This is a genomic window from Streptomyces sp. NPDC026377, from assembly GCF_055567715.1.
Genome location: NZ_JBVHPV010000009.1, coordinates 309,405 through 333,455, shown reverse-complemented (window position 1 = coordinate 333,455; position 24,051 = coordinate 309,405). Strand labels below are relative to the sequence as shown.

19 protein-coding genes and 1 rRNA gene are annotated in these 24,051 nt (G+C 71.5%); 12 read left to right on the top strand and 8 right to left on the bottom strand.

Annotation, left to right across the window (positions count from 1 at the left end):
- Window positions 1–92 (top strand): 5S ribosomal RNA (rrf, locus tag ACZ4MU_RS21065); the annotation flags it as partial.
- Window positions 93–182: 90 nt separating this feature from the next.
- Here the strand turns inward: rrf and ACZ4MU_RS21060 are convergent.
- Together ACZ4MU_RS21060 and ACZ4MU_RS21055 are read right to left on the bottom strand one after the other, a co-directional pair.
- Complete coding sequence (locus tag ACZ4MU_RS21060) at window positions 183–1,034, bottom strand: MBL fold metallo-hydrolase (protein WP_467878643.1); 852 nt, start codon at window positions 1,032–1,034, stop codon at window positions 183–185.
- A gap of 168 nt (window positions 1,035–1,202) precedes the next feature.
- Window positions 1,203–1,589 (bottom strand): VOC family protein, encoded by a 387-nt coding sequence (locus ACZ4MU_RS21055; RefSeq protein WP_467878641.1) that lies wholly within the window; start codon window positions 1,587–1,589, stop codon window positions 1,203–1,205.
- A 75-nt stretch (window positions 1,590–1,664) separates the two neighbouring features.
- On the opposite strand from ACZ4MU_RS21055, the gene ACZ4MU_RS21050 reads away from it, so the two are divergent.
- The 3 genes from ACZ4MU_RS21050 to ACZ4MU_RS21040 all read left to right on the top strand — a co-directional run bounded on the left by ACZ4MU_RS21050 (window position 1,665) and on the right by ACZ4MU_RS21040 (window position 4,604).
- A complete protein-coding gene (locus ACZ4MU_RS21050) occupies window positions 1,665–2,300 on the top strand; it encodes a nucleoside/nucleotide kinase family protein (protein ID WP_467878638.1) in 636 nt (211 codons plus the stop codon).
- Between the two features lie 83 nt (window positions 2,301–2,383).
- On the top strand, window positions 2,384–3,343 hold the full coding sequence (locus ACZ4MU_RS21045) for a hypothetical protein (protein WP_467878636.1): 960 nt from the start codon (window positions 2,384–2,386) through the stop codon (window positions 3,341–3,343).
- Window positions 3,344–3,473: 130 nt separating this feature from the next.
- Window positions 3,474–4,604: a M24 family metallopeptidase gene (locus tag ACZ4MU_RS21040; RefSeq protein WP_467878634.1), complete on the top strand. Its 1,131-nt coding sequence runs from the start codon at window positions 3,474–3,476 to the stop codon at window positions 4,602–4,604.
- A gap of 24 nt (window positions 4,605–4,628) precedes the next feature.
- Here the strand turns inward: ACZ4MU_RS21040 and treZ are convergent, their stop codons facing one another.
- Window positions 4,629–6,380, bottom strand: a complete 1,752-nt coding sequence (gene treZ, locus ACZ4MU_RS21035; protein ID WP_467878631.1) for a malto-oligosyltrehalose trehalohydrolase — start codon at window positions 6,378–6,380, stop codon at window positions 4,629–4,631.
- A gap of 117 nt (window positions 6,381–6,497) precedes the next feature.
- Here treZ and ACZ4MU_RS21030 point away from each other — a divergent pair, with 117 nt between their 5' ends.
- A complete protein-coding gene (locus ACZ4MU_RS21030; protein ID WP_467878628.1) occupies window positions 6,498–7,847 on the top strand; it encodes a GH1 family beta-glucosidase in 1,350 nt (449 codons plus the stop codon).
- Between the two features lie 15 nt (window positions 7,848–7,862).
- Here the strand turns inward: ACZ4MU_RS21030 and ACZ4MU_RS21025 are convergent, their stop codons facing one another.
- The gene (locus ACZ4MU_RS21025; RefSeq protein ID WP_467878626.1) at window positions 7,863–8,825 is read right to left on the bottom strand and encodes a GNAT family N-acetyltransferase; all 963 of its coding nucleotides are present in this window, start codon (window positions 8,823–8,825) and stop codon (window positions 7,863–7,865) included.
- A gap of 159 nt (window positions 8,826–8,984) precedes the next feature.
- Between ACZ4MU_RS21025 and ACZ4MU_RS21020 the strand changes: the two genes are divergently transcribed.
- Window positions 8,985–9,539 carry an FHA domain-containing protein gene (locus tag ACZ4MU_RS21020; RefSeq protein ID WP_467878623.1) on the top strand — a complete coding sequence of 185 codons (555 nt, stop codon included), beginning with the start codon at window positions 8,985–8,987 and terminating at the stop codon, window positions 9,537–9,539.
- A gap of 56 nt (window positions 9,540–9,595) precedes the next feature.
- Window positions 9,596–9,844, top strand: a complete 249-nt coding sequence (locus ACZ4MU_RS21015) for a GNAT family N-acetyltransferase (RefSeq protein ID WP_467878620.1) — start codon at window positions 9,596–9,598, stop codon at window positions 9,842–9,844.
- A 30-nt stretch (window positions 9,845–9,874) separates the two neighbouring features.
- On the opposite strand, the gene treY is transcribed toward ACZ4MU_RS21015, so the two are convergent.
- Window positions 9,875–12,367 carry a malto-oligosyltrehalose synthase gene (gene treY / locus ACZ4MU_RS21010; protein WP_467878617.1) on the bottom strand — a complete coding sequence of 831 codons (2,493 nt, stop codon included), beginning with the start codon at window positions 12,365–12,367 and terminating at the stop codon, window positions 9,875–9,877.
- 181 nt (window positions 12,368–12,548) lie between these two features.
- The gene (gene glgX, locus ACZ4MU_RS21005; protein ID WP_467878615.1) at window positions 12,549–14,669 is read right to left on the bottom strand and encodes a glycogen debranching protein GlgX; all 2,121 of its coding nucleotides are present in this window, start codon (window positions 14,667–14,669) and stop codon (window positions 12,549–12,551) included.
- 376 nt (window positions 14,670–15,045) lie between these two features.
- Between glgX and ACZ4MU_RS21000 the strand changes: the two genes are divergently transcribed.
- Both ACZ4MU_RS21000 and ACZ4MU_RS20995 read left to right on the top strand, forming a co-directional pair.
- A complete protein-coding gene (locus ACZ4MU_RS21000) occupies window positions 15,046–16,284 on the top strand; it encodes an SAV2148 family HEPN domain-containing protein (RefSeq protein WP_467878612.1) in 1,239 nt (412 codons plus the stop codon).
- 88 nt (window positions 16,285–16,372) lie between these two features.
- Complete coding sequence (locus ACZ4MU_RS20995) at window positions 16,373–17,098, top strand: exonuclease domain-containing protein (RefSeq protein WP_467878609.1); 726 nt, start codon at window positions 16,373–16,375, stop codon at window positions 17,096–17,098.
- Between the two features lie 67 nt (window positions 17,099–17,165).
- Here ACZ4MU_RS20995 and ACZ4MU_RS20990 read toward each other — a convergent pair whose 3' ends face one another.
- Window positions 17,166–17,969 carry a phosphotransferase enzyme family protein gene (locus ACZ4MU_RS20990; protein ID WP_467878687.1) on the bottom strand — a complete coding sequence of 268 codons (804 nt, stop codon included), beginning with the start codon at window positions 17,967–17,969 and terminating at the stop codon, window positions 17,166–17,168.
- A gap of 390 nt (window positions 17,970–18,359) precedes the next feature.
- Between ACZ4MU_RS20990 and ACZ4MU_RS20985 the strand changes: the two genes are divergently transcribed.
- Genes ACZ4MU_RS20985 through ACZ4MU_RS20975 form a run of 3 tightly spaced genes read left to right on the top strand, consistent with a single transcriptional unit; the run spans window position 18,360 to window position 21,465 of the window.
- Window positions 18,360–19,337, top strand: a complete 978-nt coding sequence (locus ACZ4MU_RS20985; RefSeq protein WP_467878684.1) for a carbohydrate ABC transporter permease — start codon at window positions 18,360–18,362, stop codon at window positions 19,335–19,337.
- Entirely contained in the window at window positions 19,334–20,173 is an 840-nt protein-coding gene (locus tag ACZ4MU_RS20980) for a carbohydrate ABC transporter permease (protein WP_467878607.1), read from the top strand. Before ACZ4MU_RS20985 ends, ACZ4MU_RS20980 begins: the two co-directional genes overlap by 4 nt.
- Complete coding sequence (locus tag ACZ4MU_RS20975) at window positions 20,173–21,465, top strand: ABC transporter substrate-binding protein (protein ID WP_467878605.1); 1,293 nt, start codon at window positions 20,173–20,175, stop codon at window positions 21,463–21,465. Before ACZ4MU_RS20980 ends, ACZ4MU_RS20975 begins: the two co-directional genes overlap by 1 nt.
- Before the next feature lie 111 nt (window positions 21,466–21,576).
- Here the strand turns inward: ACZ4MU_RS20975 and ACZ4MU_RS20970 are convergent, their stop codons facing one another.
- Window positions 21,577–23,838, bottom strand: a complete 2,262-nt coding sequence (locus ACZ4MU_RS20970; RefSeq protein ID WP_467878603.1) for an MMPL family transporter — start codon at window positions 23,836–23,838, stop codon at window positions 21,577–21,579.
- Between the last annotated feature and the right edge of the window lie 213 nt (window positions 23,839–24,051).

Sequence of the window (24,051 nt, the reverse complement as noted above, 5' to 3'; positions counted from 1 at the left end):
CGCCCGGTTACATTCCGAACCCGGAAGCTAAGCCTTTCAGCGCCGATGGTACTGCAGGGGGGACCCTGTGGGAGAGTAGGACGCCGCCGAACAATTATTGCGGGAAGCCCCGCACCATGATCCGTAAGGATTAATGGTGCGGGGCTTTTCTGCGTTCCATGGGCCATGGCCCATGGGCACAGTCACGTCCCCGACGGTCGCGGTTGTTCCGGTGGTACCGAGCTCTCGGCGACCGCCATCCAATGGTCCAGGTCGGCCTGGGTGAACTCTGCCCACGGGGGGATCTCGGGGAGCTGGCGGAGAAGGTCGTAGGCCTCCGGAATCCTGGGGCCGCGGAGGACCGGGGAATGGCAGCCGGCAACGACCTCGGCGTTCAGGCGTTGAAAGTCGTCCACGACCGTCCGGAACTTCTGGGTGTCCAGCAACGCGACCCAAGGAGAGACCAGCCGTCCGCCGAAGAGTTGGCCGTCGCGGAACTCGTCCGCGGACAACGCCGCTATGTCGGGCACCGGCGCGGGTACGTTCGTGGCGAAGGTGTCGACGGCCCACAGGACGTTGGTCTTCGCGTCGAAGAGGGCGCGGGTTGTGGGGTTGTCGTACAGGGGCGGTCGTTTGGCGACCAGGGTGCGGTCGCCCGCATCGATCGTGTCGCCGTCGGTCATGAAGCGGCACCGGTTGATGGGGGTCTCCCACTCCTCGGCCATGCGGCCGATGGAGAACCATGTCGTCAGCAGGGTCGCGTTCGGGCATTCGGCGAGGACAGCCAGGAGGTTGCCGGCGTGGTCGCGGTCGTCGTGGGTGAGGAAGATCCACCGTACGTCCAGGGGATCCACGACGGACCAGGCTGCCTCCAGCCACTGGGCGCGGACTGCGGGCGCCCCGGTGTCCACGAGGACCGGTTCGGCTCCTCGGATCACCATCGAATTCATCGGGAAGTGGCCGACCGGCGGGGCCTCGAGGGCCCAGGGGATGACGAACGTCTCTTCGGCGATCTTGTACGGCTGTAGAAGGTTGAACGTTTCCATGGTTGTCATCGCTGCTCTCCCTAGGACGGAGTCGCCGCAGCATCCATGAATCCAGTGCAGCCCCGTGGCGGGCGAGCGTCAAACGCAGAACGGTCATGAGTCCTCGTCGGTGTGCTGACGGGGACTCTGTGCTTGCGAGGCGCGGTCTTTTCGGGGCTGGGGCAGCACAGGTTGGGCTCACGCCGGCTGAAGCAGGTCCCACCGGTTGCCGTAAAGGTCCTGGAACACCGCGACCGATCCGTACACCTCATGGCGCGGCTCCTCCAGGAAGTGGACACCGGCCGCGGTCATCCGGGCGTGGTCGGCGGCGAAGTCCTCGGTGTGGAGGAAGAAGCCGACCCGGCCGCCCGTCTGCGCGCCGACGCTCGCGCGCTCCGCGTCGTTCTTGGCGCGGGCCAGCAGCAGGGACGCGGTGCCGGTGCCGCGCGGGCGCACCACCACCCAGCGGGAGCCGTCCCCGCGGTCGGTGTCCTCAACCAGTTCGAAACCGAGGGCGTCGGTGTAGAAGGCGATGGCCTCGTCGTAGTCGCGGACGACGAGGGTGATCAGGGCAATATGGGACATGCTTCGAGGTTATACGTATGACTACTGTCCCGCCAAGCCGCAGAGGAGGGCGGGCCGTCGCGAGAGGATGCCTGCATGGAGATCGCTGCGTTGGAACGACTCGTCGAGCGCGCCCGGCTGCTCGCCGTTCCCGGCCACCGGCGCGTCCTCGGCATCGCCGGAGCGCCCGGGTCCGGGAAGTCGACCCTGGCCGCGCGGCTGGTCGAGCGGCTGGACGGGAATGCCGTGCTCGTCCCGATGGACGGCTTCCATCTCGCCCAGGCCGAACTCGACCGCCTCGGCCGCGCCGACCGCAAGGGCGCACCGGACACCTTCGATCCCGCCGGATACGCGGCCCTGCTCGCCCGGCTGCGGGCGCCCGAACGCGGTGGCGTGGTGTACGCGCCGGCCTTTGACCGCGCGCTGGAGGAGCCGGTCGCCGGGAGCATTCCGGTCGGCCACCAGGTCCCGCTCGTCGTCACCGAGGGGAACTACCTCCTGCACGACCAGGACGGGTGGGCCCCGGTCAGGGCCCTTCTCGACGAGGTGTGGTTCCTGGAGACCGACGGCGAGGAGCGGGTGCGCAGACTCGTTCAACGGCATGTGCGATACGGGAAGGCCCGCTCGTACGCCGAACGGTGGGTCAGGGAATCCGACGAGGTCAACGCGCGCGTGGTGGCGCGTGGCCGGGACCTTGCGGATCTTGTCGTCAGGGAAGGGGGCGCTGGGTAGGCTCGGCCTTCACCGGGCGTGGGAACGGCGTAGGGATCTACCGCGGGGCTACCGTGTGTCTCGTGTGACGGAAGGCAGCTGACGTGGGGATATTCCGACGGGGGCCGAAGCGGGACCGGAGCGACGCGCCCCGGGACGCGGAGTTCGGCTATTTCTCGGCAGACGAGGGCGCGCGGTTCCGTGCGTGGGTGCGTGAGGCGTTCGCCGAGCAGGGTCTGGAAGTGACCGTCTACGCGGACTCCGTCAAGGACAGCGGCGGTCGACAGTTCGGCCTGGCCAACCTCGCCGCGGTCTGCCACAACGACCGGCGCGGGCCTCGTGTGTGGCCGGAACTGATTCGTCGCCATGTCGGCATGGTGCTGCGCACCATGGACGGCCCCTCTGCCCTGGACACTCTGCCGCCCGAGCAGATCCGCGCCCAGCTCTATCCCCGGGTGATCAGCGAGACGGGGCTCGATCCGCAGACCTTCAGCTACGCGCGCGGTGTGGCACCGGGGCTGTACGAGATCCTCGCCCTGGATCTGCCGGAGAGCGTCATGATGCTCACCGACGAGGCGCTGGAACCGCTGGGCCACGTTCCCGACCTGCGCGCCCAGGCCCTGCGCAACCTCAGGGAGCTGCCGGTCGAGTCGCACGAGACCGTCAAGGGCGAGGACGGCATGCGGTTCGAGGTGGTAGTGGGCGACTCGTTCTACACCGCCAGCAGGGTGCTCGCCCTGGATGTCCTGGTGCCGCGCCTCACGGGGCGCGAGCTGACACCGGACGGGGCCCTGGTCGCGATGCCGTTCCGGCACCAGCTGGCCTTCCACGCGATCCGCGACTCCGGCATGATCCCGGCGCTCAACGCCATGGCGTCCTTCGCCGCGGCGGGCTTCGAGGACACGCCCGGGGCGATCAGCCCGTTCGTCTACTGGTGGCGCGACGGCACGCTCACCCAGCTCAGCGACCGCGAGACCGAGGGCGACGGCCTGCGGATCGTCGTCGGCGACGACTTCCAGGAACTGCTCGAACGGCTGGTGGGGGACAGCCAGGAGGACGCCTGACCGGCGGAAGGAGCGGGGGCCGGGCGCGGAGCATCGTTTTTCCGGATCCCGATCCCGGATCCCCGGTTCCCGATCCCCGGTTCCCTATTTTGGATCGCCTGCCCTGCCGTGTAGGGGCAGGATGGGGCTCATGCCTCTTACCTCTGCCCCCGCGCCCTTCACCGCCGACGACTACCGCGCCAGGATGGCCCGCGCCGCCGAGTCCGCCGCCGAGGCCGGGCTCGCGGGCGTCCTCGTCGCGCCCGGGCCCGACCTCGTCCACCTAACCGGGTATCAGCCGACCGCGATCACCGAGCGGCTGACGGTGCTGGTACTGGCGGCGGGGCGGGAGCCGGTCCTCGTCGTACCGAAGCTGGAGGCGCCGGACGCCGAGCGCGCCGCCGGGGCCGCCGCCCTCACCCTGCGGGACTGGACCGACGGCACCGACCCGTACGGCGTGACCGTGCCCCTGCTGGACGCCGGCGGCCGGTTCGGCGTGAGCGACAACGCCTGGGCGATGCACCTGCTCGGCCTCCAGCAGAGGTTGCCCGAGACGTCCTATGTGGCCCTCACGCAGGCTCTGCCGATGCTCCGGGCGGTCAAGGACGGGCCCGAGCTGGCTCGGCTCCAGGCGGCTGGTGAGGCCGCCGACAGGGCGTACGGGGAAATCCTCAAGGTCCCGTTCGCCGGGCGCAGGGAGACGGACGTGGCGGCCGATCTGGCGGCGCTGCTCATCGAGTTCGGCCACTCGCAGGTGGACTTCACGGTCGTGGGCTCCGGCCCCAACGGGGCCAACCCGCACCACGAGGCGGGGGAGCGGACCATCGGGCAGGGCGACATGGTGGTCCTGGACTTCGGCGGCCTCAAGCACGGTTACGGCTCGGACACCACCCGTACCGTCCACGTCGGCGAGCCCTCCGCCGAGGAGCGGCGCGTCCACGACGTCGTACGGGAGGCCCAGCGGGCCGGGTGCGCGGCGGTGCGGCCCGGGGCGGCCTGCCAGGACGTCGACCGGGCGGCGCGCGCGGTGATCGAGGAGGCCGGATACGGCGAGTACTTCATCCACCGCACCGGCCACGGCATCGGTGTGACCACCCATGAGCCGCCCTACATGATCGAGGGCGAGGAGCAGCCGCTGGTGCCCGGCATGTGCTTCTCCGTGGAGCCGGGGATCTATCTGCCGGGCCGGTTCGGTGTGCGGATCGAGGACATCGTGACGGTCACGGAGGACGGCGGGCGCAGCTTCAACAACACCGCGCGCGAGATGGCGCTCGTCGACTAGGCGGGAAGGCGAAGAGGTGGACGGTCAGGTGCCGGTGGGGCCGAGCACCGCGCACGACTCGGGCGGCAGCCGGAACCGGCCGTCCGGGCCGGGCGGTTCCACCGGCTCCCAGGCCGCCAGCACCCGGGAGTTGTTGCGCCCCAGGGGGATCACCGCGGCCTCCTTGCCGAGGTTGACCACGGTCCGCAGGTCGCCGCGCCGGAACATGAGCCAGCGCGCCTCCTCGTCGTGGACGACCTTGACCGCGGCGATGTCCGGGTCGGTGAGGTCGGGGCGGGTGCGGCGCAGCGCGATCAGCTGCCGGTGCCAGTCGAGCACGCGCGCGTGGTGCTCCTTCGCCGCCTCGTCCCAGTCCAGGCACGAGCGCGCCCGGGTGGCGGGGTCCTGCGGATCGGGGATGTCCTCCTCGGCCCACCCGTGTGCCGCGAACTCCCGCCGCCGCCCCGTGCGTACGGCCTCGGCGAGTTCGGGGTCGGGGTGGTCGGTGAAGTACTGCCAGGGCGTACGGGCGCCCCACTCCTCGCCCATGAAGAGCATCGGCGTGTACGGACCGGTCAGCACCAGCGCGGCGGCGCAGGCGAGCAGCCCGGGGGAGAGCGTGGCGGAGAGCCGGTCCCCCAGGGCCCTGTTGCCGATCTGGTCGTGGGTCTGGGCGTAGGCGAGGAAGCGGTGCGCGGCGGTCTTGGTGCGGTCGACGCGGCGGCCGTGGGCGCGGCCGCGGAAGCTCGAGTAGGTGCCGTCGTGGAAGAAGACCCGGGTGAGGGTCTTGGCCAGGGCGGCGACCGGGGCGCGCGCGAAGTCGGCGTAGTAGCCCTGGGACTCGCCCGTGAGCGCGGTGTGCAGGGCGTGGTGGAAGTCGTCGTTCCACTGGGCGTGCAGTCCCAGGCCTCCCTCCGCGCGCGGGGCGGTGGTGCGCGGGTCGCACCGGTCGGACTCGGCGATGAGGAAGAGCGGGCGGCCCAGCCGCACGGACAGCACGTCGACGGCGGTGGAGAGCTCTTCGAGGAACGGCAGCGCGCGCGTGTCGTACAGCGCGTGCACGGCGTCCAGGCGCAGCCCGTCGAGCCGGTAGTCGCTCAGCCAGGCGAGCGCGCTCTCCAGGAAGTACGCGCGCACCTCGTCCGATCCAGGCGCGTCCAGGTTGACGGCGGCGCCCCAGGGCGTCTGGTGGGTGTCGGTGAAGTACGGGCCGAAGGCGGGCAGCTGGTTGCCGGAGGGGCCCAGGTGGTTGTGGACCACGTCGAGGACGACGCCGAGGCCGTGGGCGTGCGCCGCGTCGACGAACCGCTTCAGCCCTTCGGGGCCTCCGTAAGGCTCGTGCACGGCCCAGGGCGCCACACCGTCGTACCCCCAGCCGTGCCGCCCGGGGAAGGAGCACACCGGCATCAGCTCGACATGCGTCACCCCCAGTTCGGCCAGATGGGCGAGACGGGCGGCCGCGGCGTCGAAGGTGCCCTCGTCCGTGAAGGTGCCGACGTGCAGTTCGTAGAGGACCCCGCCGGAGAGTCTGCGGCCCGCCCAGGGGTGCTGCCAGGTGAAGTCCTCGTGGACGACGACGGCGCTCAGCCCGTCCGGGCCGTCCGGCAGGCGGCGCGAGCGCGGGTCCGGCAGCGGGCGCCCGCCGTCCACGGCGTAGCCGTACCGGTCGCCGTCCCGGGCCGCGGCCTCGGTGATCCACCACCCGCTCCGCACCGGGTGCGGTTCCATGTCGTGGGTCGCGCCCTCCAGCTGGAGGGCGACCCGGTCCGCCCGCGGCACCCACACCTCGAACAACATGCTTGATACCTCCCGTTGCCCGCGTACCGTCAAACCGTGGAACAGGGCCTCCATCGTCCGCGGAAGGCGGGAGCAAGGTCTGGAGGTTGCGGTTACCCGCCATTAAGGTCCACATCCATGACCCTGCCGCCGTTCCCGCACGGCTTCCTCTGGGGAGCCTCCGCCTCAGCCTTCCAGACCGAGGGGGCCGCCGCAGCCGAGGGCAAGGGTCCCTCCGGCTGGGACGCCTTCGCCGCCGAGCCGGGGCGGATCAAGGACGGCGCGGACGCGTCCCGGGGCACCGGCTTCCACGCGCGCTACCGCGAGGACGTCTCCCTGCTCGCCGGGCTCGGCGCCGGGGCCTTCCGGTTCTCGGTCAGCTGGCCGCGTGTCGTCCCGGGCGGCAGCGGCCCGGTCAACGAGGCCGGGCTCGCCTTCTACGACCGGCTCGTCGACGAGCTGTGCGCCCACGGCATCACCCCTGCGCCGACCCTCTACCACTGGGACACCCCGCTGGAGCTGGAGGAGGCGGGCGGCTGGCTCCAGCGCGACACGGCGTACCGGTTCGCCGACTACGCGCACGTGGTGGCCGAGAGGCTCGCCGACCGCGTCCCCATGTGGATCACCGTCAACGAACCCGCCGAGGTGACGCTGCTCGGCTACGCGCTGGGTGAGCACGCCCCCGGCAGGAAACTCCTCTTCGACGCTCTCCCGGCCGCCCACCACCAGTTGCTCGCCCACGGCCTGGCCGCCGGGGCACTGCGCGACGCCGGCGCCCGCTCCATAGGCCTGGCGCTCTCGCACACCCCGGTGTGGCCCGCGGGCGAGAGCGAGGAGGACCGTTTCGCCGCGGACCTCTACGACACCCTCGCCAACTGGCTGTTCGCCGATCCCGTCCTCACCGGGAGTTACCCCGACGAGAACTTCGCCGCCCTGATGCCCGGCCCCGTCGCGGACGACCTCGCCGTCATCTCGGCCCCGCTCGACTGGTACGGGGTGAACTACTACAACCCCACGCGCGTGGGCGCGCCCGCGCCCGAGGCCGTCGACTCCTTCGCCGGGTTCGCCATGCCCGCGGAACTGCCGTTCGGGATCAGGGAGATCGAAGGGTACGAGACCACCGCCTTCGGCTGGCCGGTGGTCCCCGAGGGGCTGCGCGAGATGCTCCTGCTGCTGAGGGCGCGCTACGGCGACCGGCTGCCGCCGGTGTACATCACCGAGAACGGCTGCTCCTACGACGGCGTCGAGGACGCCGGACGCATCCGCTACCTGGACGGGCATCTGCGCGCCCTGCACCGCGCCATGACCGAAGGCGTGGACGTACGCGGCTACTTCGTGTGGTCCCTCACCGACAACATCGAGTGGATCGAGGGCGCCGCCCAGCGCTTCGGCCTGGTCCATGTCGACTACCCGACGCTGCGGCGCACCCCGAAGGCCTCCTACCGGTGGTACCGGGACATGATCCGCGCACAGCGCGCCGCCGGGTGAGCCCGAGGAGACGTCTCAGCCGGCGTCCGGCCACACCATGTTGATCGCGCACCCGAAGGTCGCGTACCCCGCGCGCGCGAAGGCCCCGGCCATCGGCACGTTGCCGAAGTCGGTGGCGGCGCGGATGCGCGGGACGTCCTGCGCTGCCAGGACGCGGGTGCCCTCGGCCAGGATGTCGTCGATGTAACCGTGGCCGCGGTGGGCGGGCAGGACGCCGATGTACGCGATGATCGGGTGGTAGTTGTTGCGCGCCGGAATGACGAACCCGACCGGGCCCCCGCCGTCCGGTAGTTCGGCCACCCGCCACCAGTCCCGGGGCGTCCGGTAGGTCGTGAACTCCTCCTCGTACATCAGCTCCGCCGACGCGCGCGGTGTCATCGTCCGCAGCTCCGTACGGCTGTGCTCGTCGAGCGTGCCCTCCAGGACCAGCGTCATCAGCGACAGCAGCTCCTCGCGGTCGGTCGCCGGGCGGAACACGAGCCGCGTGGACGGTTCGGGGACCGGCGTCCCCGGGCGCCACTCCAGACGCAGCCGCTCCACCAGGAGCTGCGCGCCGGTCGCGGCCGCGATGCCCATGCGGGTCTCGACGACCTCGCGCGCGTGGGGGTCCTCACGCCAGTCGCCCGGTGTGAAGCGGCCGTACTCCGGGCGCGGGGCGCCTCGCGGAATCACGGCAGCCGTCGCGGTCTCCAGGAGCTCCACCCCGACGGCGTGGCGCTCGGCTGGTGGCAGCGAGTCGTCGACGTCGAGGAAGTCGAGGAGGAACGGGGCTTCGTGGTCCGGCGGTGTCCACCACGACAGGCGGGCGAGCACCCGCTCCCCGCGCAGCGCCACCCACATCCAGGCGGGCAGTCGGCGGCCGGTGGCGAGATCGTCCTCGACCTCATGGTCGAGTACGTAGGAGAGCTGCTGGAAGAGCCCGAGTTCCTCGGGCCCGGCGAGCGGACGGAAGGTGATGTCCGACGCGGATGTCGTCAAGGGGTTCCCCTCATGGGCGATAACGGTGGCCAGACCGTAGCAATCGCGCGCGGTCTGGCGACAGGGGATTTCCTCGCAGGTCAGAGGCTCGGCACGGGGACGGACGCCCAGTGCGGCCCTGCTGGACACGCCGAGCCCATCGGCTGGACAATCGCTGCTGTGACGTCGTCCTCCCCGTTCCCCACGTACCCCGCTCCCGCCCGGCCGTCGGACGCCGAGCGCGACCGGGCGCTCGACCTGCTCAAAGAGGGCGCCGCACAGGGGAAGCTGTCGCACGACACGTTCCTGCGCCGGATGGAACTGGCCCTGTCCGCACGCCGCTCGGACGAGCTGGTCGCGCTCACCGCCGACCTGGACACCCAGAGCCGGTGGTCGAAGGCGCTGTACGGGGCCGTGAGCCGCGTCTCCGGCTTCAGCGTCGCGATGCGCCGCGCGTGGCAGTCCGAACAACTGCCGAAGCTGCTCTTCCCCGCACCGGGCCCGTACCCGCTGCGGATCGGCCGCGACCCCCACAACGGGCTGCGGCTCAGCCACGAGACGGTCTCCCGGGTGCACGCCGAGCTGACCCACCAGTCGGGCGTGTGGGTGCTGCGCGACCTCGGCTCCACCAACGGCACGAGCGTGAATGGGCGCCGCGTGACGGGCGCGGTCGTGGTCAACGACGGCGACCAGGTGAGCTTCGGGCGGATGAGCTTCCGTCTCGCAACCCACTGACCTGCGCGAACGGCCCCGCCGGAGGCGTTGTCAGTGGTGCCCCTCATGATGGCGCCATGAGCGACGACCAACAGCCGCGTGTGCGCCCCGCCTTCCTGCGCGACGGCCACCGGGGCCTGGGCCTCGGGGCCCTGCTGGTCGACGCGGTGGCGGCCGAGGCCCGGGCGCTCGGGATGACCCAGGTGCAGTGGCAGACGCCCGTCAGGAACGAAGGGGCGCGGCGGTTCTACGACCGCACGGGCGCGACCGGGAGCGAGAAGCCGCGGTACTCGCTGCCCGTCGCTCGGGAGAGGGTTTCCGAGTAGGCGACCGGGCTCCGGGACGCGGGCGCGCCGCTACCGGTTCCGTTCTCCGTTTCGTTCCCCCTTTCGGTCTCCCGCGGACCCTTCTCGTACGGCCGTCCGGTCGGCCGGCCCGTCCGCCGTCCGCCCGTCGATCCGCCTGAGCAGCGCGACCGGGCGGTCGGTGAACAGATCGCTGAGCTTCACCGTCCCCGTGAACTCCCGGCGGGGGCGGGGGGAGTCCTCGGGGGAACCGGCGCCCAGGACATCGGCCCATGCCCCCGCCGGCAGCGCCAGTGCCGTCGCGCCCCAGCCGCCCGACTCGGCCAGTCGCAGGGACAGCCGGGTCACCGCCGTCACCACTTCGCCGCAGCGCGAGAAGGCGAGGCAGTGGTCGGCGGCCGGCCCGTCGGCGACCAGCGGCTCGTACGTACTGAACTCCCCGAACACCTCCGGAAGCTCCCGCCGCAGCCGAAGAGCCGCCACCGACAGCTCGCCCTTCTCGTCCGGGAACGAGTCCAGGCCCTGCGCGGGGAAGTCCACCGGCCGGCGGTTGTCGGGGTCGACGAGTGTCAGGCACTCCGACTCCGTGCCCTGGTACACATCCGGCACGCCCGGCATCGTCAGTTGCACCAGCGCGGCACCCAGCACGTTCGCGCGCGTGGCCGACGCCAGGCTGCGGGAGAACTCCGCGATCTGCCCCGTGAGCGCCCCGGCGGGTCCCGAGGCGGTGAAGTCGGTCAGCGCGCGCTCGTACGCGGGATCCTGCTCGGTCCAGGTGGTGTGCAGACCCGCCTCGCGCGCGGCCTTGAGCAGGGCCCCGCTCAGCCGTTCCCCGGCCGGGCCGGTGGCGCCCAGGCCCACTGCCGTCTGCCAGGCCGCCCAGGCCAGCTGGGGGTCGGGCGCGGGCGTCGCGGAGAGCCGCCCGAGCAGCGACCGCCACCGTTGCGGGCACTCGCAGAGCACGGCGATCCTGGCCCGTACGTCCGCGCTGCGCTTGGTGTCGTGCGTGGAAAGGACCGTCCCGCTCGTGGGCCAGTCCCGGGCGATCCTGGCGCAGTAGGAGTGGAACTCCTCGGGGGACACCGCGGGCCGCCCCGGCTCGCCGCCCACCTCATTGGCCGAGAGCAGAGCCACATAGCGATAGAACGCCGTGTCCTCCAGGGACTTGGCGCGCAGCGCCGAGGAGGTCTGGGCGAAACGGGCCCGGAAGAAGCGGAGTTCGCGCCCTTCGCCCCCTTCGGCGCCGTCGTCGTCGGGCTTCCGCGCGCCGTGGCGCCCGAGCAGCAGGCCCCGTACCGCGTCGACCGCCGCCGCCTCCTCCGGGACGGCGAACGCCTCGCGCGCCTCCCGTGCCATCTCCGGGGTGAGCACCTCCTCCGCCCCGGTCCGGTACGGGCGGTAGACCGGCATCCGGACCAGCAGCTCGCACAGGGCGAGCCGCAGGGCCCACGGCGCGTGGTCGCGCAGGTCCGGGGTGCGGGCGCACAGGCGCGCCGCCGCGCGCGTCAGGCGGTCGACTTCCGCGGCCAGGTCATGGGTGACCACCTCGTACGCGGCGCGCCGTGCGGTCGGCTCCCAGTGCCCGCCCCGGTCGCCGTCCTGCTCGATGAACTCCCGGTAGTGGTCCAGAAGTTCCCCGTGTCCGACCGGATCGACGAAGAGGCCGTCGATCCGGTGCAGCGCGTCGTAGCCGGTCGTGCCCGCGACCGGCCAGCCGGAGGGCAGCGGCTCGGTACGGGAGAGGATCTTCTCCACCACGGTCCAGGCGCCGCCGGTCGCCGCGTTCAGCCGCCGCAGATACGTCTCGGGGTCGGCGAGGCCGTCCGGGTGGTCCACCCGCAGCCCGTCCACCACCCCGTCCCGGACCAGCTCCAGCACCTTGGCGTGGGTCGCGGCGAAGACCTCCTCGTCCTCCACCCGGACGCCGATGAGGTCCGAGATGGTGAAGAACCGGCGGTAGTTGAGCTCGGTGCGGGCCAGGCGCCACCAGCCGAGCCGGTACCACTGGGCGTCCAGCAGCTCGGGCAGGGGCAGTGTCTCCGTACCGGCGCGCAGCGGAAACTCGTGCGCCTCCCCGTACGCCAGTACGCCCTTCTCCGGGTCCACCGTCAGCCGGTCCAGCTCGCCCCCGACAGGGCCGCCGAGGACCGGCAGGAGCACCTTGCCCCCGTTCACGGTCCAGTCGATGTCGAACCAGGTGGCGTACGGCGAGTCGGGCCCCTCGCGCAGCACCTCCCACAGCTGACGGTTGTGGCGCGGCGCCGCCGCCATGTGGTTGGGGACGATGTCGAGCACCAGGCCGAGCCCGGCCGCCCGCGCGGTGCGGGCGAGCCGGCGCAGTCCGTCCTCGCCGCCCAGTTCTTCGCGTACGCGCGCGTGGTCGACGACGTCGTAGCCGTGTGTCGAACCCGGCACCGACTCCAGGACCGGTGACAGATGCAGATGCGACACCCCGAGCGAGGCCAGGTACGGCACAGCCCGCTCGGCGGCACGGAAGGGGAAGTCCGACTGGAGCTGCAGCCGGTAGGTCGCAGTGGGTGTCATACGAACGTACGTACCCGGTATCGCGGCTTCTGTGCCTTCGGCTCCCGCGCCCGCACCCGTCTGCCGCGTCGGCTTCGCCCGATGTCCGCAGCGCCGCGCCCTGTTCGCCCCGCGCGCGGCGGCCGGACGGGGGCCGGAGGGAGCCTCGCCCGCTCCCTCGGCGCCCCCGTCCGACCCTCGCTCAGGCCGGGCGCCGCAGCACCGTCAGACTCCGTCCCACGAGCGTGACCCGCTCACCCGCCGTCACCTTGGCGCCCCCGCCCGGCGGCACCCCCTCGCTGCGACCGGTGTCGACGATCACCACCCACTGTCGGCCGTGGTTGACCGGCACCAGGAAGTCGATGGTCTCCGCGCTCGCGTTGAACATCAGCAGGAACGAGTCGTCCCCGATGCGCTCACCACGGGGGCCGGGCTCCGAGATCGCGTTGCCGTTGAGGAAGACGGTGAGGGCCTTGGCGCTCGACGACTGCCAGTCCTGCTGGGTCATCTCCTCACCCTCAGGGGTGAACCAGGCGATGTCCGAGAGCTCGTCGTGGGTGCCCTCCACGGGCCGGCCGTGGAAGAACCGGCGGCGCCGGAAGACCGGATGGTCGCGCCGGAGCCACACCATCGTCCGGGTGAAGGCCAGCAGCGTCCCCTCCGGGTCGCTGTCCGGGTCGGGCCACTTGACCCAGCTCAGCTCGCTGTCCTGGCAGTACGCGTTGTTGTTGCCGTGCTGGGTGCGGGCGAACTCGTCGCCGTGGCTGAGCATCGGCACGCCCTGCGACAGCATCAGCGTGGCGATGAAGTTGCGCATCTGGCGCTCGCGCAGCTCCAGCACCCCGGCGTCGTCCGTCTCGCCCTCGGCTCCGCAGTTCCAGGACCGGTTGTGGCTCTCGCCGTCCCGGTTGCCCTCCTTGTTGGCCTCGTTGTGCTTGTCGTTGTACGAGACGAGGTCGTGCAGGGTGAAGCCGTCGTGGCAGGTGTGGAAGTTGATGCTGGCCAGGGGGCGTCGTCCGTCGTCCTGGTAGAGGTCGGAGGAGCCCGTGAGCCGCCCGGCGAACTCCGCGAGTGTACGCGGCTCGCCCCGCCACAGGTCCCGCACGGTGTCGCGGTACTTGCCGTTCCACTCGGTCCACAGCGGCGGGAAGTTGCCCACCTGGTAGCCGCCCTCACCGACGTCCCAGGGCTCCGCGATCAGCTTCACCTGACTGACCACCGGGTCCTGCTGCACCAGGTCGAAGAACGACGACAGCCGGTCCACCTCGTGGAACTGGCGGGCCAGCGTCGCCGCGAGGTCGAAGCGGAAGCCGTCCACGTGCATCTCGGTCACCCAGTACCGCAGCGAGTCCATGATCAGCTGGAGGACGTGCGGCGAGCGCATCAGGAGCGAGTTCCCGGTGCCGGTGGTGTCCTCGTAGTAGCGCGGATCGTCGGCGAGCCGGTAGTACTGCGCGTTGTCCAGGCCCCGGAAGGAGAGCGTGGGGCCCAGGTGGTTGCCCTCGGCCGTGTGGTTGTAGACCACGTCCAGGATGACCTCGATCCCGGCCTCGTGCAGCGCCCGTACCGCCTGCTTGAACTCCAGGACCTGCTGTCCCCGGTCGCCCCAGGAGGCGTAGGCGTTGTGCGGGGCGAAGAACCCGATCGTGTTGTAACCCCAGTAGTTCGACATCCCCTCGTCGGCGAGCCGGTGGTCGTTGACGAACTGGTGTACGGGCATCAGCTCCAGAGCCGTCACCCCCAGCTCCGTCAGATGGCCGATGACCGCCGGATGCGCCAGGGCCGCGTAGGTGCCGCGCGTCTCCGGGGGCAGCTCCGGATGGAGCATCGTCAGGCCCTTCACATGGGCCTCGTAGAGCACCGTGCGGTGGTACTCGGTGCGCGGCGGCCGGTCGTCACCCCAGTCGAAGTACGGGTTGACGACGACCGACGTCATGGTGTGCGGCGCCGAGTCCATGTCGTTGCGGGAGTCGGGGCGGTCGAAGTAGTAGCCGTACACCGCCTCGCCCCATTCGATGCTCCCGCTGATGGCGCGCGCGTAGGGGTCGAGGAGCAGCTTCGCCGAATTGCAGCGGTGCCCGTTCTGCGGCTCGTACGGGCCGTGCACACGGAAGCCGTAGCGCTGGCCCGGCATCACTCCGGGCAGGTACGCATGGCGCACAAAGGCGTCGCTCTCGCGCAGCTCCACCGCCGTTTCCGACCCGTCGTCGTGCAGGAGGCACAACTCGATCCGCTGGGCGGCCTCCGAGAAGACCGCGAAATTGGTCCCGGCGCCGTCGTACGTGGCGCCGAGTGGGTACGCCTGTCCCGGCCACACCTGCATGGGCAAGACTCTTCCACTTCTGTTCCGGGTACTGAGGGGCACTTGACGCAGATCCTCCCGGAAAAGAAGTCCGTCCCCTAGGACGCCGGAGTGCTCCGGAGGGTGATCCCCACAGCGGTTACCCCCGTTGGGCGACCGGTACCCCGGCCGATCCGGACGGCCTGCGTGGCCGTATCCGGCCACCGTCCGGGGCCGTGCGGGGTCCCTGCGCAGGTGGGAACGGTATGAATCAGCTCACTGGCCCCGCACGCCCCACGCGGAACCGATCACGTCAACACGGGAGTTGGGAAACAGCCTCTCCATCCGGCTGCACCGCCTCCCGCTCGCGGAGTACTCTTCCTTGATCGTTGGAGGGGGACCGGAAGGCGGTGCGCGGGTGAGCTCGGGAGGGCTGGAGCTGCCCCCTGGTGACACGGGTCACGAGGGGGAGCCGTCCGGCGACATCCCGCCCGGCGCGGTGTCCGTGGCGCGTCCGGTGGAGATCGGGGCGGAGCTGGACTGGGGCACGGACGCCTGGAGCGAGGTGCGCACGCGCGCGCAGCGGGCCGGCCGGGCCTACATCTGGCTGAACCTGGTGGAGCAGCGGCTGCGGGCCGTGGTCGCGGCCGTGCTGCGCCCCGTCTACGAGCCGGTCCACGGGGACGACTGGGTGGTCGCGGCTGCGGGCCCGGCCGGACAGGAGTGGGTGCAGCGGGCCGTCGCCGTACGGGAGGTGTCGCGGCGCAAGGGCTATCTACTCGACCCCGCCGACGACAACGTGCTGAGCTTCCTCACCCTGCCGCAGCTGCGCGAGCTGATGGTGCAGCACTGGCCGTGCTTCGAGCCGTACGTGGACGACCGGCGCGACGTGGAGCTCGCCCTGGACGAGCTGGAGGTCGCGCGGAACGTGGTCTCGCGCAACCGCGCGCTCAACGAGGCGGTGCTGGCGCAGGCCGAGCGCGCCTCGGCCCGACTGCTGGACGTGCTGGGCGGCGGCACGGGCGCGCCCGCCGCCCACCGGCTGCCCATCGACGCGGTCGAGGACCTGGTGGGCGACCGGTACGCGGACGTGGTCTCGGTCCACTCCGACCGGGTGCGGCTCCAGCGCCAGCTTCCGGCCGAGGATCTGTTCAGCCACGCCCGCCGGCTCGACGCGATAGGGATCGGCCTCAATCTGCTGGTCCAGAACTACTCGGGGCGCCGGCTCGTGCGCCTGGCCGAGTCGGGGTGCCGCGTCCGGCTGCTCTTCCTGAACCCGGCGAGCAGCGCGGTCAAGCGGCGCGAGCGCGAACTGGGGCTGAAGAAGGGCGAGCTGAGCCGGTCGGTCGAGATGAACATCCTGCACATGCGGCGGGTGCGGGCGCGGCTGCGCGACCCCGGGGCCTTCGAGATCCAGGTGTTCGACGAGACCCCGCGCTTCACGGCGTACCTGGTCGACGGGGACGGCGCCGACGGCCTCGCGGTCGTCCAGTCGTATCTGCGCCGGGCGCGGGGGATGGAGGCGCCGGTGCTGGTGTTGCGCGGGGGCGCGCGGCGGGAGGTCGTACGCCCCGACCAGGATGTCGAACACGGACTTTTCGCGACATACCGCGAGGAGTTCGAGTCGATGTGGGCGGATTCGCGGCCTGTGTCCTGACCCTTCGGCGGGCTGTCCGGATCCCGTTGTCAGTGGTGCGTGCGAGGCTGTTCGTCACTGGGGGAGAGCACCACGAGGGAGGGCCAAAATGGGGTGGCACCGCGAACCGCTGGTCGGATTCGACCTGGAGACGACCGGTACGGACCCGCTGCAGGCACGGATCGTGTCGGCCGCGATCGTCGGCGTCAGCGGCGGCGAGGTGGCCCGGCAGCGGAACTGGCTGGCGGATCCGGGCATTCTGATCCCGGCACAGGCCTCGGCGATCCATGGCATCAGCAACGAGCGGGCGGCGTCCGAAGGCCGCCCGGTGCGCGAGGTCGCCGACGAGATAGCGGAGACGATCACGGACTACTGGGCGCGGGGCGTGCCGGTCGTGGCCTACAACGCGGCCTTCGACCTGACGCTCCTGGAGGCCGAACTGTGCCGCCACGCCCTGCCCTCGCTCACCGACCGGCTCGGGGGTGCGCCCCTGGGCCCGGTCGTCGACCCGTACACGATCGACCGTGCGGTCGACCGCTACCGCAAGGGCAAGCGGACACTGGAGGCGGTGTGCGTGGAGTACGGAGTGGTGCTGGACGGCGCCCATGAGGCGGGCGCGGACGCGCTGGCGGCGGTCCGGGTCGCCGTGGCGATAGCCGACCGCCATCCGCAGGTCGCCCGGCTGCTCCCGGCGGAACTGCACGAACAGCAGATCGAGTGGTACGCGGCGTGGGCCGCCGACTTCCAGCGGTTCCTGCGCCGCAAGGGCACACCGGACGCCACGGTCGACCCGGCGTGGCCGATACGGGAACTGGCCCCGGCGGCCCAGGGCTGACGCCTGGCAGCGGCCGGGGCCCGGGCCGGGAGGTGGCTCGCGCCGGTCCGGCGGTAGGAGAGGCGGCTCAGAAGGGGTACCAGCGGACCTCGGGATCCCCGTCCCGCAAGGAGGCGACCCGGCGGCGGAACTCGTCGAGAGCCTTGGGGTTGGCCGGTGCGTGCTGGGCGACCCAGGCGCAGCTCGCCGTCTCCCGGGCGCCCCGCAGCACCGCGCACCCCTCCCACGCGCGCACATCCCATCCGTACGCCTCGGTGAACGCGTCGTACTGCTCGTCCGGCAGCCCGTACCGGTCCCGGGAGAGGGCCATGACCACCAGGTCGTGCTCCCGGAAGTCGGTGGAGAAGGTCTCCAGGTCGACCAGGACCGGGCCGTGGGGGCCGACATGGACGTTGCGGGGCAGCGCGTCGCCGTGGATGGGGCCGGGCGGGAGGTGGGGGGTGAGGGCGGCGGCCGCGTCGGCGAAGCCGTCCCGGCGGGCGCGGAGATAGGCCGCGTCGGCGGGGTCGATCGCGTCCCCGGCCAGCCGCAGCCAGCGCTCCACCCCGCCGAGCAGTTCCCGGCGGGGCAGGGTGAACGCCGGGGCGGGCAGGGCGTGGACGAGCCGCAGCAGTTCCGCCAGGTCGCGCGGGCCCGCGGGACGGACGGCCGCGGGCAGCCGGTGCCAGAGCGTCACGGGGTGGCCGTCCACCAGTCGGGGCACGGGCTCCGCCGCCCGCACCGCCGGGACGCCACACCCGGCGAGCCAGTCGGCGATGGCGAGCTCGCGCTCGGCGCGCGCCAGCAGTTCGGGGTGCTCGGTCGCGTCGCGTCCGACCTTGACCACGAGGTCGCCGGTCGCGAAGACGGCGTTCTCGCCGAGGGCGAGCAGCTCGGCGGGGGCCCCGGCGCGGGCCGCCGCGAGGGCGGCTGAGGCGTCGGCGGAACCGGCCGCACCCGCCGCTCCGGCCGCACTCTGTGCACCCGCCCCGGCCCGGCCGAACTCCGCTGCCCCGCTTCCCGTCCCGGCTCCTGCCGCCGCCCCGGTCCCGGCTCCCGTCCCCGTCCCGAGTCCGGTCCGGGCTCCTGCTACCGTCCCGGCTCCCGTCCCCGCCTCGGACCAGCCCCCGCCGAGTCCCGCCGCGGCCAGTACCTCGCGCGCCCGTGCCTCGTCCACTGTTCGCTCCCGGTGATCGTCCCGTACCGGGCAAGTCTCGCATTCACGCAGGTCGTCTTGGTGAGGAGGCAGGTCGTCTTGACGAACCCACGGACCGTCAGCACGATGACGGGGGTCATTAGGCAATCCCGGCAAAGGGGTCGAAAAGTGACATTAGCCACCGCAACCGCGCGGCCCGGGAGACGCTCGGGCGGGCGTCCCGGCAGGGGCGAACCCCCGGACCGCGGGGCCTGGTTCCTGGTGCTGCCCGCGCTGATCCCCATCCTCGCCCTGAGCGTGGGACCGCTGCTCTACGGCATCGCCCTGGCCTTCACCGACTCCCAGGCGGGCCGCACCGCGCCCACCGAATGGACCGGGCTGCTCAACTTCCAGGACCTGCTCCACGACACCCTCTTCTGGGAGTCGTTCAGGATCGGGCTGCTGTGGGCGGTCGGGGTCACCGTGCCGCAGTTCCTGCTCGCGCTCGGACTCGCGCTGCTGCTCGACCAGAACCTCCGCTTCCGGTGGCTGGCGCGGTCGCTCGCGATCATCCCCTGGGCAATGCCGGAGGTGGTCGTCGGCATCATGTGGCGGCTGGTGTACCACCCGGACGCCGGGATCCTCAACGAGACGATCGGCGACCTCGGGCTCGGTGACGGCCGGGACTGGCTGACCGGTCTCGGCACCGCGCTGCCCGCCGTGATCGTCGTCGGCGTCTGGGCGGGCCTGCCGCAGACGACGGTGGCCCTGCTCGCGGGCCTCCAGAACACCCCGCACGAACTGCACGAGGCCGCGGCGATCGACGGCGCAGGCGCCTGGCGCCGCTTCACCACGGTGACCTGGCCCGCCCTCAGACCCGTGGCGCTGGCGATCACCGCGCTCAACTTCATCTGGAATTTCAATTCATTCGCCCTGGTCTATGTCCTGACCAACGGCGGTCCCGGCGGCAAGACCCGGCTGCCCATGCTCTTTGCCTACGAAGAGGCCTTCCGGTACGGGCAGTTCGGGTATGCGGCGGCGATGGGATGTGTGATGGTCGCGGTGGTCTCGGTCTTCCTGGCGTTCCATCTGGCGGCACGGCTCGGCGGAGGTGGGGACCGATGACGTCCCGTACGCGACCACTGGGGCGCGCCGGGCAGTACCTGGCGCTCCTCGGGTATCTGGTCTTCCTGGCGTTCCCGTTCCTGTGGCTGCTCTCCACGGCCTTCAAGCCCGCGCGCGAACTCGGTTCGCTGCACCCGACCTGGCTCCCCGAGCACCCCACGCTCGACAACTTCCGGCAGGCCTTCGACGAACAGCCGCTGCTGCGCGCGGGGTTCAACAGCCTGGTCGCGGCGGTCTCTGCGGCGCTGATCGCGGTGGTGCTGGCGACCCCGATGGCGTACGTGATGGCCCGTCGGCGCGGCACACTGGCGAGGGCGGCGACCGGCTGGGTGGTGGTCAGCCAGGCGTTCCCCTTCGTCCTGCTGATCATTCCGCTCTTCCTGGTCCTCAAGCGCCTCCACCTGGTCAACTCGGTGGGCGGCCTGGTCATGGTGTACGTGGTGTGGTCGCTGCCCTTCGCGCTGTGGATGCTGGTCGGATACGTCCGGGCGGTGCCCCTGGAGCTGGAGGAGGCGGCGGCCGTCGACGGGGCGGGGCGGTTGCGCACGCTGGTGTCGGTCACCGCGCCGCTGCTCGCCCCCGGCATCGTGGCCACCGGGCTCTTCGCCTTCATCACCGCGTGGAACGAATTCTTCTTCGCGCTCGTTCTTCTGAAGACACCGCAGAAGCAGACCCTGCCGGTCGTCCTCACCCACTTCCTGGGCGCGGAGGGGGCCGCCGACCTCGGCCCGCTCGCGGCGGCCGCCTTCCTCGCCACGCTGCCGTCGCTGGCCGTCTTCGCCGTCATCCAGCGGCGGATCACCAGTGGGATGCTCGCCGGGGCGGTGAAGAGCTGATGCGCACACGTCTGCTCACCGCCGCCGGGATGGTGCTGGCCCTGCTGCTCTCCACCCTCACCGGCTGCTCCGACAACAGCTCGGGCGGCGACGGGAGGATCAGGCTCCGTTTCCAGTCGCTGGCCTGGCAGAAGGAGTCGGTGGCAGCCACCAAGGAGTTGGTGAAGGAGTGGAACAGGGCACATCCGCACATCCAGGTCCAGTACGTCCAGGGCAGTTGGGACACCGTCCACGACCAGCTGCTCACCTCCTTCGAGGGCGGCGAGGCGCCGGACGTCATCCATGACGCCTCCGACGACCTGGCGGACTTCGCCTACGGCGGCTACCTCGCCGATCTGCGCCCCCTCCTGCCCGCCGCACTGACCCGGGACATCCCCGGGCGGAGCTGGGAGACGGCGACCTTCGGCACGGGGGTCTACGGGGTGCCGTTCCTCCAGGAGCCGCGGGTGTTGATGGCCAACACCAGGCTCCTCCGGGCGTCGGGGGTGCGGATACCCACCGCGGAGCGGCCCTGGAGCTGGCCGGAGTTCCGCCAGGTGGCGAAGCGGCTGACCGCGCGGGGGCGGTACGGGATCGCCTGGCCGCTCAAGGAGCCCGTATCGCTCACCCTGAACCTGGGCCTGTCCGCCGGTGGCCGTCTGTTCCACCGGGAGGCGGACGGGAAGGTGCGGGTGGCGTTCGACGAGGGCGACGCGACCGTGCCCTCGATGATCCACGACCAGGTGGGCGTCGATGGGAGCGCGGCGCGGACCACGCTCGGCATGGGCGGCTCGGACACCCTGCCGGGCTTCTTCGGCGGGCGGTACGCGATGGCCGCGCTGGGCTTCTCCTACCGTCAGCAGATCGTGCAGCAGGCGCCCGAGGGGTTCGAGTGGACCGTGCTGCCCGCCCCGGCGGGCAGCGGGGGGCTCGCTCAGGGAGTCAGCCCGCAGACGCTTTCGGTGGCCGAGGACAGCCCGCACAAGAAGGAGGCGGCCGAGTTCATCGGCTTCCTGCTCCGGCCGCGCAACATGGTCCGGCTCGCCCAGGGCGACTGGATGCTGCCGACCGGGTCCGCCGCGCTGAAGGACCCGGCCCTGCACACCGAACGGTACGGCTGGGCGACCGGCGCCGCGCTGGCACAGGCACTGCGCTCGGCCCCGGCGCAGTCGGTGCGCGGGTACCCGGAGTGGAAGGACAAGGTCGCCACCCCCGCGCTCCAGCAGTACTACAGCGGCGCGATCAGCCTGGCAGAGCTGCGAAAACGCCTGGTGAAGGACGGGAACCGGGTGCTGGCCCGCTATCAGCGCTGAACCGGACCCAGCCCGGCGCCGCCGTCCCGTCCGCGACCCGTCACCCCAGCGGGCGGGGCCCGGGGAGACGATGCTCCCCGGGCCCCGCCCATACCGCTCCCACGTCCCGCGTCAGACCCGGACGATCCGGTCGCGGTCCTCCTCGCCGTGGTGGGCGGTGACGGCCGGGGCGACGGCCGACTCGTCGTGGGTGAGGTCCGGCAGCCAGCGCAGCCACTTCGGCATGTACCAGTTGCGCTCGCCCAGCAGGACCATGACCGCCGGGAGCAGTACGCCCCGGATGACCGTGGCGTCGATCAGGACGGCGGTGGCGAGCCCGACGCCCATCTGCTTCATCGACTGCATCGAGAGCGTTCCGAAGATCGCGAAGACCGCCACCATGATGATCGCCGCGCTGGTGACCACACCGGCCGTGGTCACCACACCGTGCTGGATGGCGTCGCGGGTCGAGCGGCCCTGGAGCCGGGCCTCGCGGATCCGGGACACCACGAACACGTGGTAGTCCATCGACAGACCGAAGAGGATCACGAAGAGGAACAGCGGCAGCCAGGAGACGATCGCGCCCACGCCCTCGGCGCCCACCAGCGAGGCGCCCCAGCCGTGCTGGAAGACGGCGGTCAGGATGCCGTACGCCGCGCCCACCGACAGGAGGTTGAGGACGATCGAGGTGATCGCGATCGTCAGCGAGCGGAAGCAGAGGAGCATCAACAGGAAGGCGAAGACGACCACGAAGGCGAAGACCGGGGTGACCGCGCCGACGATCCGGGCGTTGAAGTCCTTGGACCCGGCGACCTGACCGGTGATCGGCGCCTCCAGTCCGTGCACCTTGCCCAGGGTGTCGGGGCGGATGCGGTCACGGAGCAGGTCGAGGCTCTTCTCCGCCTTGTCCTGGTCGGAGCCGCCGATCAGCGGGACGTCCACGACCGCCACGTTCTCCGCGCCGTGCAGGGTGACCTTGATGGGGCCGCCCGAGGCGCCCCGGCTGATCGCCTGCGTACGGAAGTCGGCGATGGCCTGCTTGACCTCCGGGGCGTTGATGTCGGTGGCCTTGATCACGACGTTGGCCGGGCTGGCGCCGCCGGGGAAGGTCTGGTTGACCCGGTCGTAGGTGCCGACGATGGGCAGCGAGTCGCCGAACTCCTGATCCAGCGTGAGGTTCTGGGTGTGCATGCCGACCGCCGGCAGGGCTATCGCGATCAACGCGCCCGCCGCGAGCGCCAGCGCGGCCTTGGGACGGCGCAGCACCGCGCCGAGGACGGCACGCCACACACGGCTCTCGCCGCCGCTGTTGCGCCTGCCGCGCCTGAGGCGGTTCAGGAACGGCAGCCGGCCCTTCTCGACGCGCTCGCCGAGCAGTGAAAGCAGCGCGGGCAGCACGGTCACCGAGCCGACCATGGCCACCGCGACCACCATCAGCGAGGCCAGACCCATCGCCTCGAACTCGGCGAGCCCGGTGAAGAGCATGCCCGCCATGGCGACGCAGACGGTGACACCGGAGACGATGATGGCCCGGCCGCTGGTGGCGGCGGCGATGCGCAGGGCCGTCTGGGCGTCGCGCCCGGCCTCGCGCTCCTCGCGTTCGCGGCGCAGATAGAAGAGGCAGTAGTCGACGCCGACGGCCAGACCGACCAGGAGCATCACGGAGTTGGCGGTGTCGCTCATCGCCTGGGCGTGGCTGACGATGGCCATCAGGCCCATCGTGGCGATGATCGCCGTGACGGCGAGGGCGACCGGCAGCAGGGCCGCGACCAGCGCGCCGAACGCGATGAGCAGGATGCCGAGGGCGACGGGCACCGCCGAGTACTCGGCCTTCTTGAAGTCGTCGCCGAAGGCGTCCTCGAACGTCTTGCCCATGCTGGCGCTGCCGATCTCCTCGATCCGCAGCTCCTTGTGCTCGCCCTGCACCTTCTTCACCGCGTCGAGCACCGGGGTGATGCGGTCGGGCGCGGTGTCGGCGTCGCCGCGCACCTCGAACTGGATCAGGGCGCTGCGGCCGTCCTTGGAGAGGGTCTTGGCGGTGTACGGGGACATCACCTTGGTGACCTGGCCGGTGCCGTCGACCGCCTTCATCACATCGTCCACGGCGGCGCGGAAGGCGGGATCGGTCGCCTTCGTCGAGCCGTTGACGGCCTGGATGAAGACGGTCTCACCGGCCGGCTCCTTCAGCCCCGCGTCATCGATGATCTTCTGGGCCTGGCCGACCTCGCCGGGCAGCTGGTTGTCCTTGACGTCGACGCGTCCCACCGCGGAGCCGATGCCCATGGCCAGGAACACGAAGAGCACCCAGATCAGCACCGCCGACCAGCGGTGGCGGGCGCTCCACCCACCGGCCCGCGCGGCCACGCCGCGCACTCTTGTGACTTGGTCCACCATGGTGAGACGCCCCCCTGACAAGCGGTGGCAGCCCTGCGCCGCCATCCGGTTATGACGCTAGGGGCTGGATCCGGCCGTCTCCTCGTGCTCGCCGGTGAACCGGGCCACCGGTCTCTACTCCCTGCGAAGTGGGGGGATCCCCTACACGGGGGATTCAAGCCCCTTACACGTAAAGCCGGTTACGAGGGAAGATCCACGCCGGGGTCGGCACGG

Bases quoted from the DNA above. Each gene is read 5' to 3' on its own strand.
- ACZ4MU_RS21060 (WP_467878643.1), bottom strand. From the start codon at position 1,034: ATGACAACCATGGAAACGTTCAACCTTCTACAGCCGTACAAGATCGCC.
- ACZ4MU_RS21055 (WP_467878641.1), bottom strand. From the start codon at position 1,589: ATGTCCCATATTGCCCTGATCACCCTCGTCGTCCGCGACTACGACGAG.
- ACZ4MU_RS21050 (WP_467878638.1), top strand. From the start codon at position 1,665: ATGGAGATCGCTGCGTTGGAACGACTCGTCGAGCGCGCCCGGCTGCTC.
- ACZ4MU_RS21040 (WP_467878634.1), top strand. From the start codon at position 3,474: ATGCCTCTTACCTCTGCCCCCGCGCCCTTCACCGCCGACGACTACCGC.
- treZ (WP_467878631.1), bottom strand. From the start codon at position 6,380: ATGTTGTTCGAGGTGTGGGTGCCGCGGGCGGACCGGGTCGCCCTCCAG.
- ACZ4MU_RS21030 (WP_467878628.1), top strand. From the start codon at position 6,498: ATGACCCTGCCGCCGTTCCCGCACGGCTTCCTCTGGGGAGCCTCCGCC.
- ACZ4MU_RS21015 (WP_467878620.1), top strand. From the start codon at position 9,596: ATGAGCGACGACCAACAGCCGCGTGTGCGCCCCGCCTTCCTGCGCGAC.
- treY (WP_467878617.1), bottom strand. From the start codon at position 12,367: ATGACACCCACTGCGACCTACCGGCTGCAGCTCCAGTCGGACTTCCCC.
- glgX (WP_467878615.1), bottom strand. From the start codon at position 14,669: ATGCAGGTGTGGCCGGGACAGGCGTACCCACTCGGCGCCACGTACGAC.
- ACZ4MU_RS20995 (WP_467878609.1), top strand. From the start codon at position 16,373: ATGGGGTGGCACCGCGAACCGCTGGTCGGATTCGACCTGGAGACGACC.
- ACZ4MU_RS20985 (WP_467878684.1), top strand. From the start codon at position 18,360: ATGACGGGGGTCATTAGGCAATCCCGGCAAAGGGGTCGAAAAGTGACA.
- ACZ4MU_RS20980 (WP_467878607.1), top strand. From the start codon at position 19,334: ATGACGTCCCGTACGCGACCACTGGGGCGCGCCGGGCAGTACCTGGCG.
- ACZ4MU_RS20975 (WP_467878605.1), top strand. From the start codon at position 20,173: ATGCGCACACGTCTGCTCACCGCCGCCGGGATGGTGCTGGCCCTGCTG.
- ACZ4MU_RS20970 (WP_467878603.1), bottom strand. From the start codon at position 23,838: ATGGTGGACCAAGTCACAAGAGTGCGCGGCGTGGCCGCGCGGGCCGGT.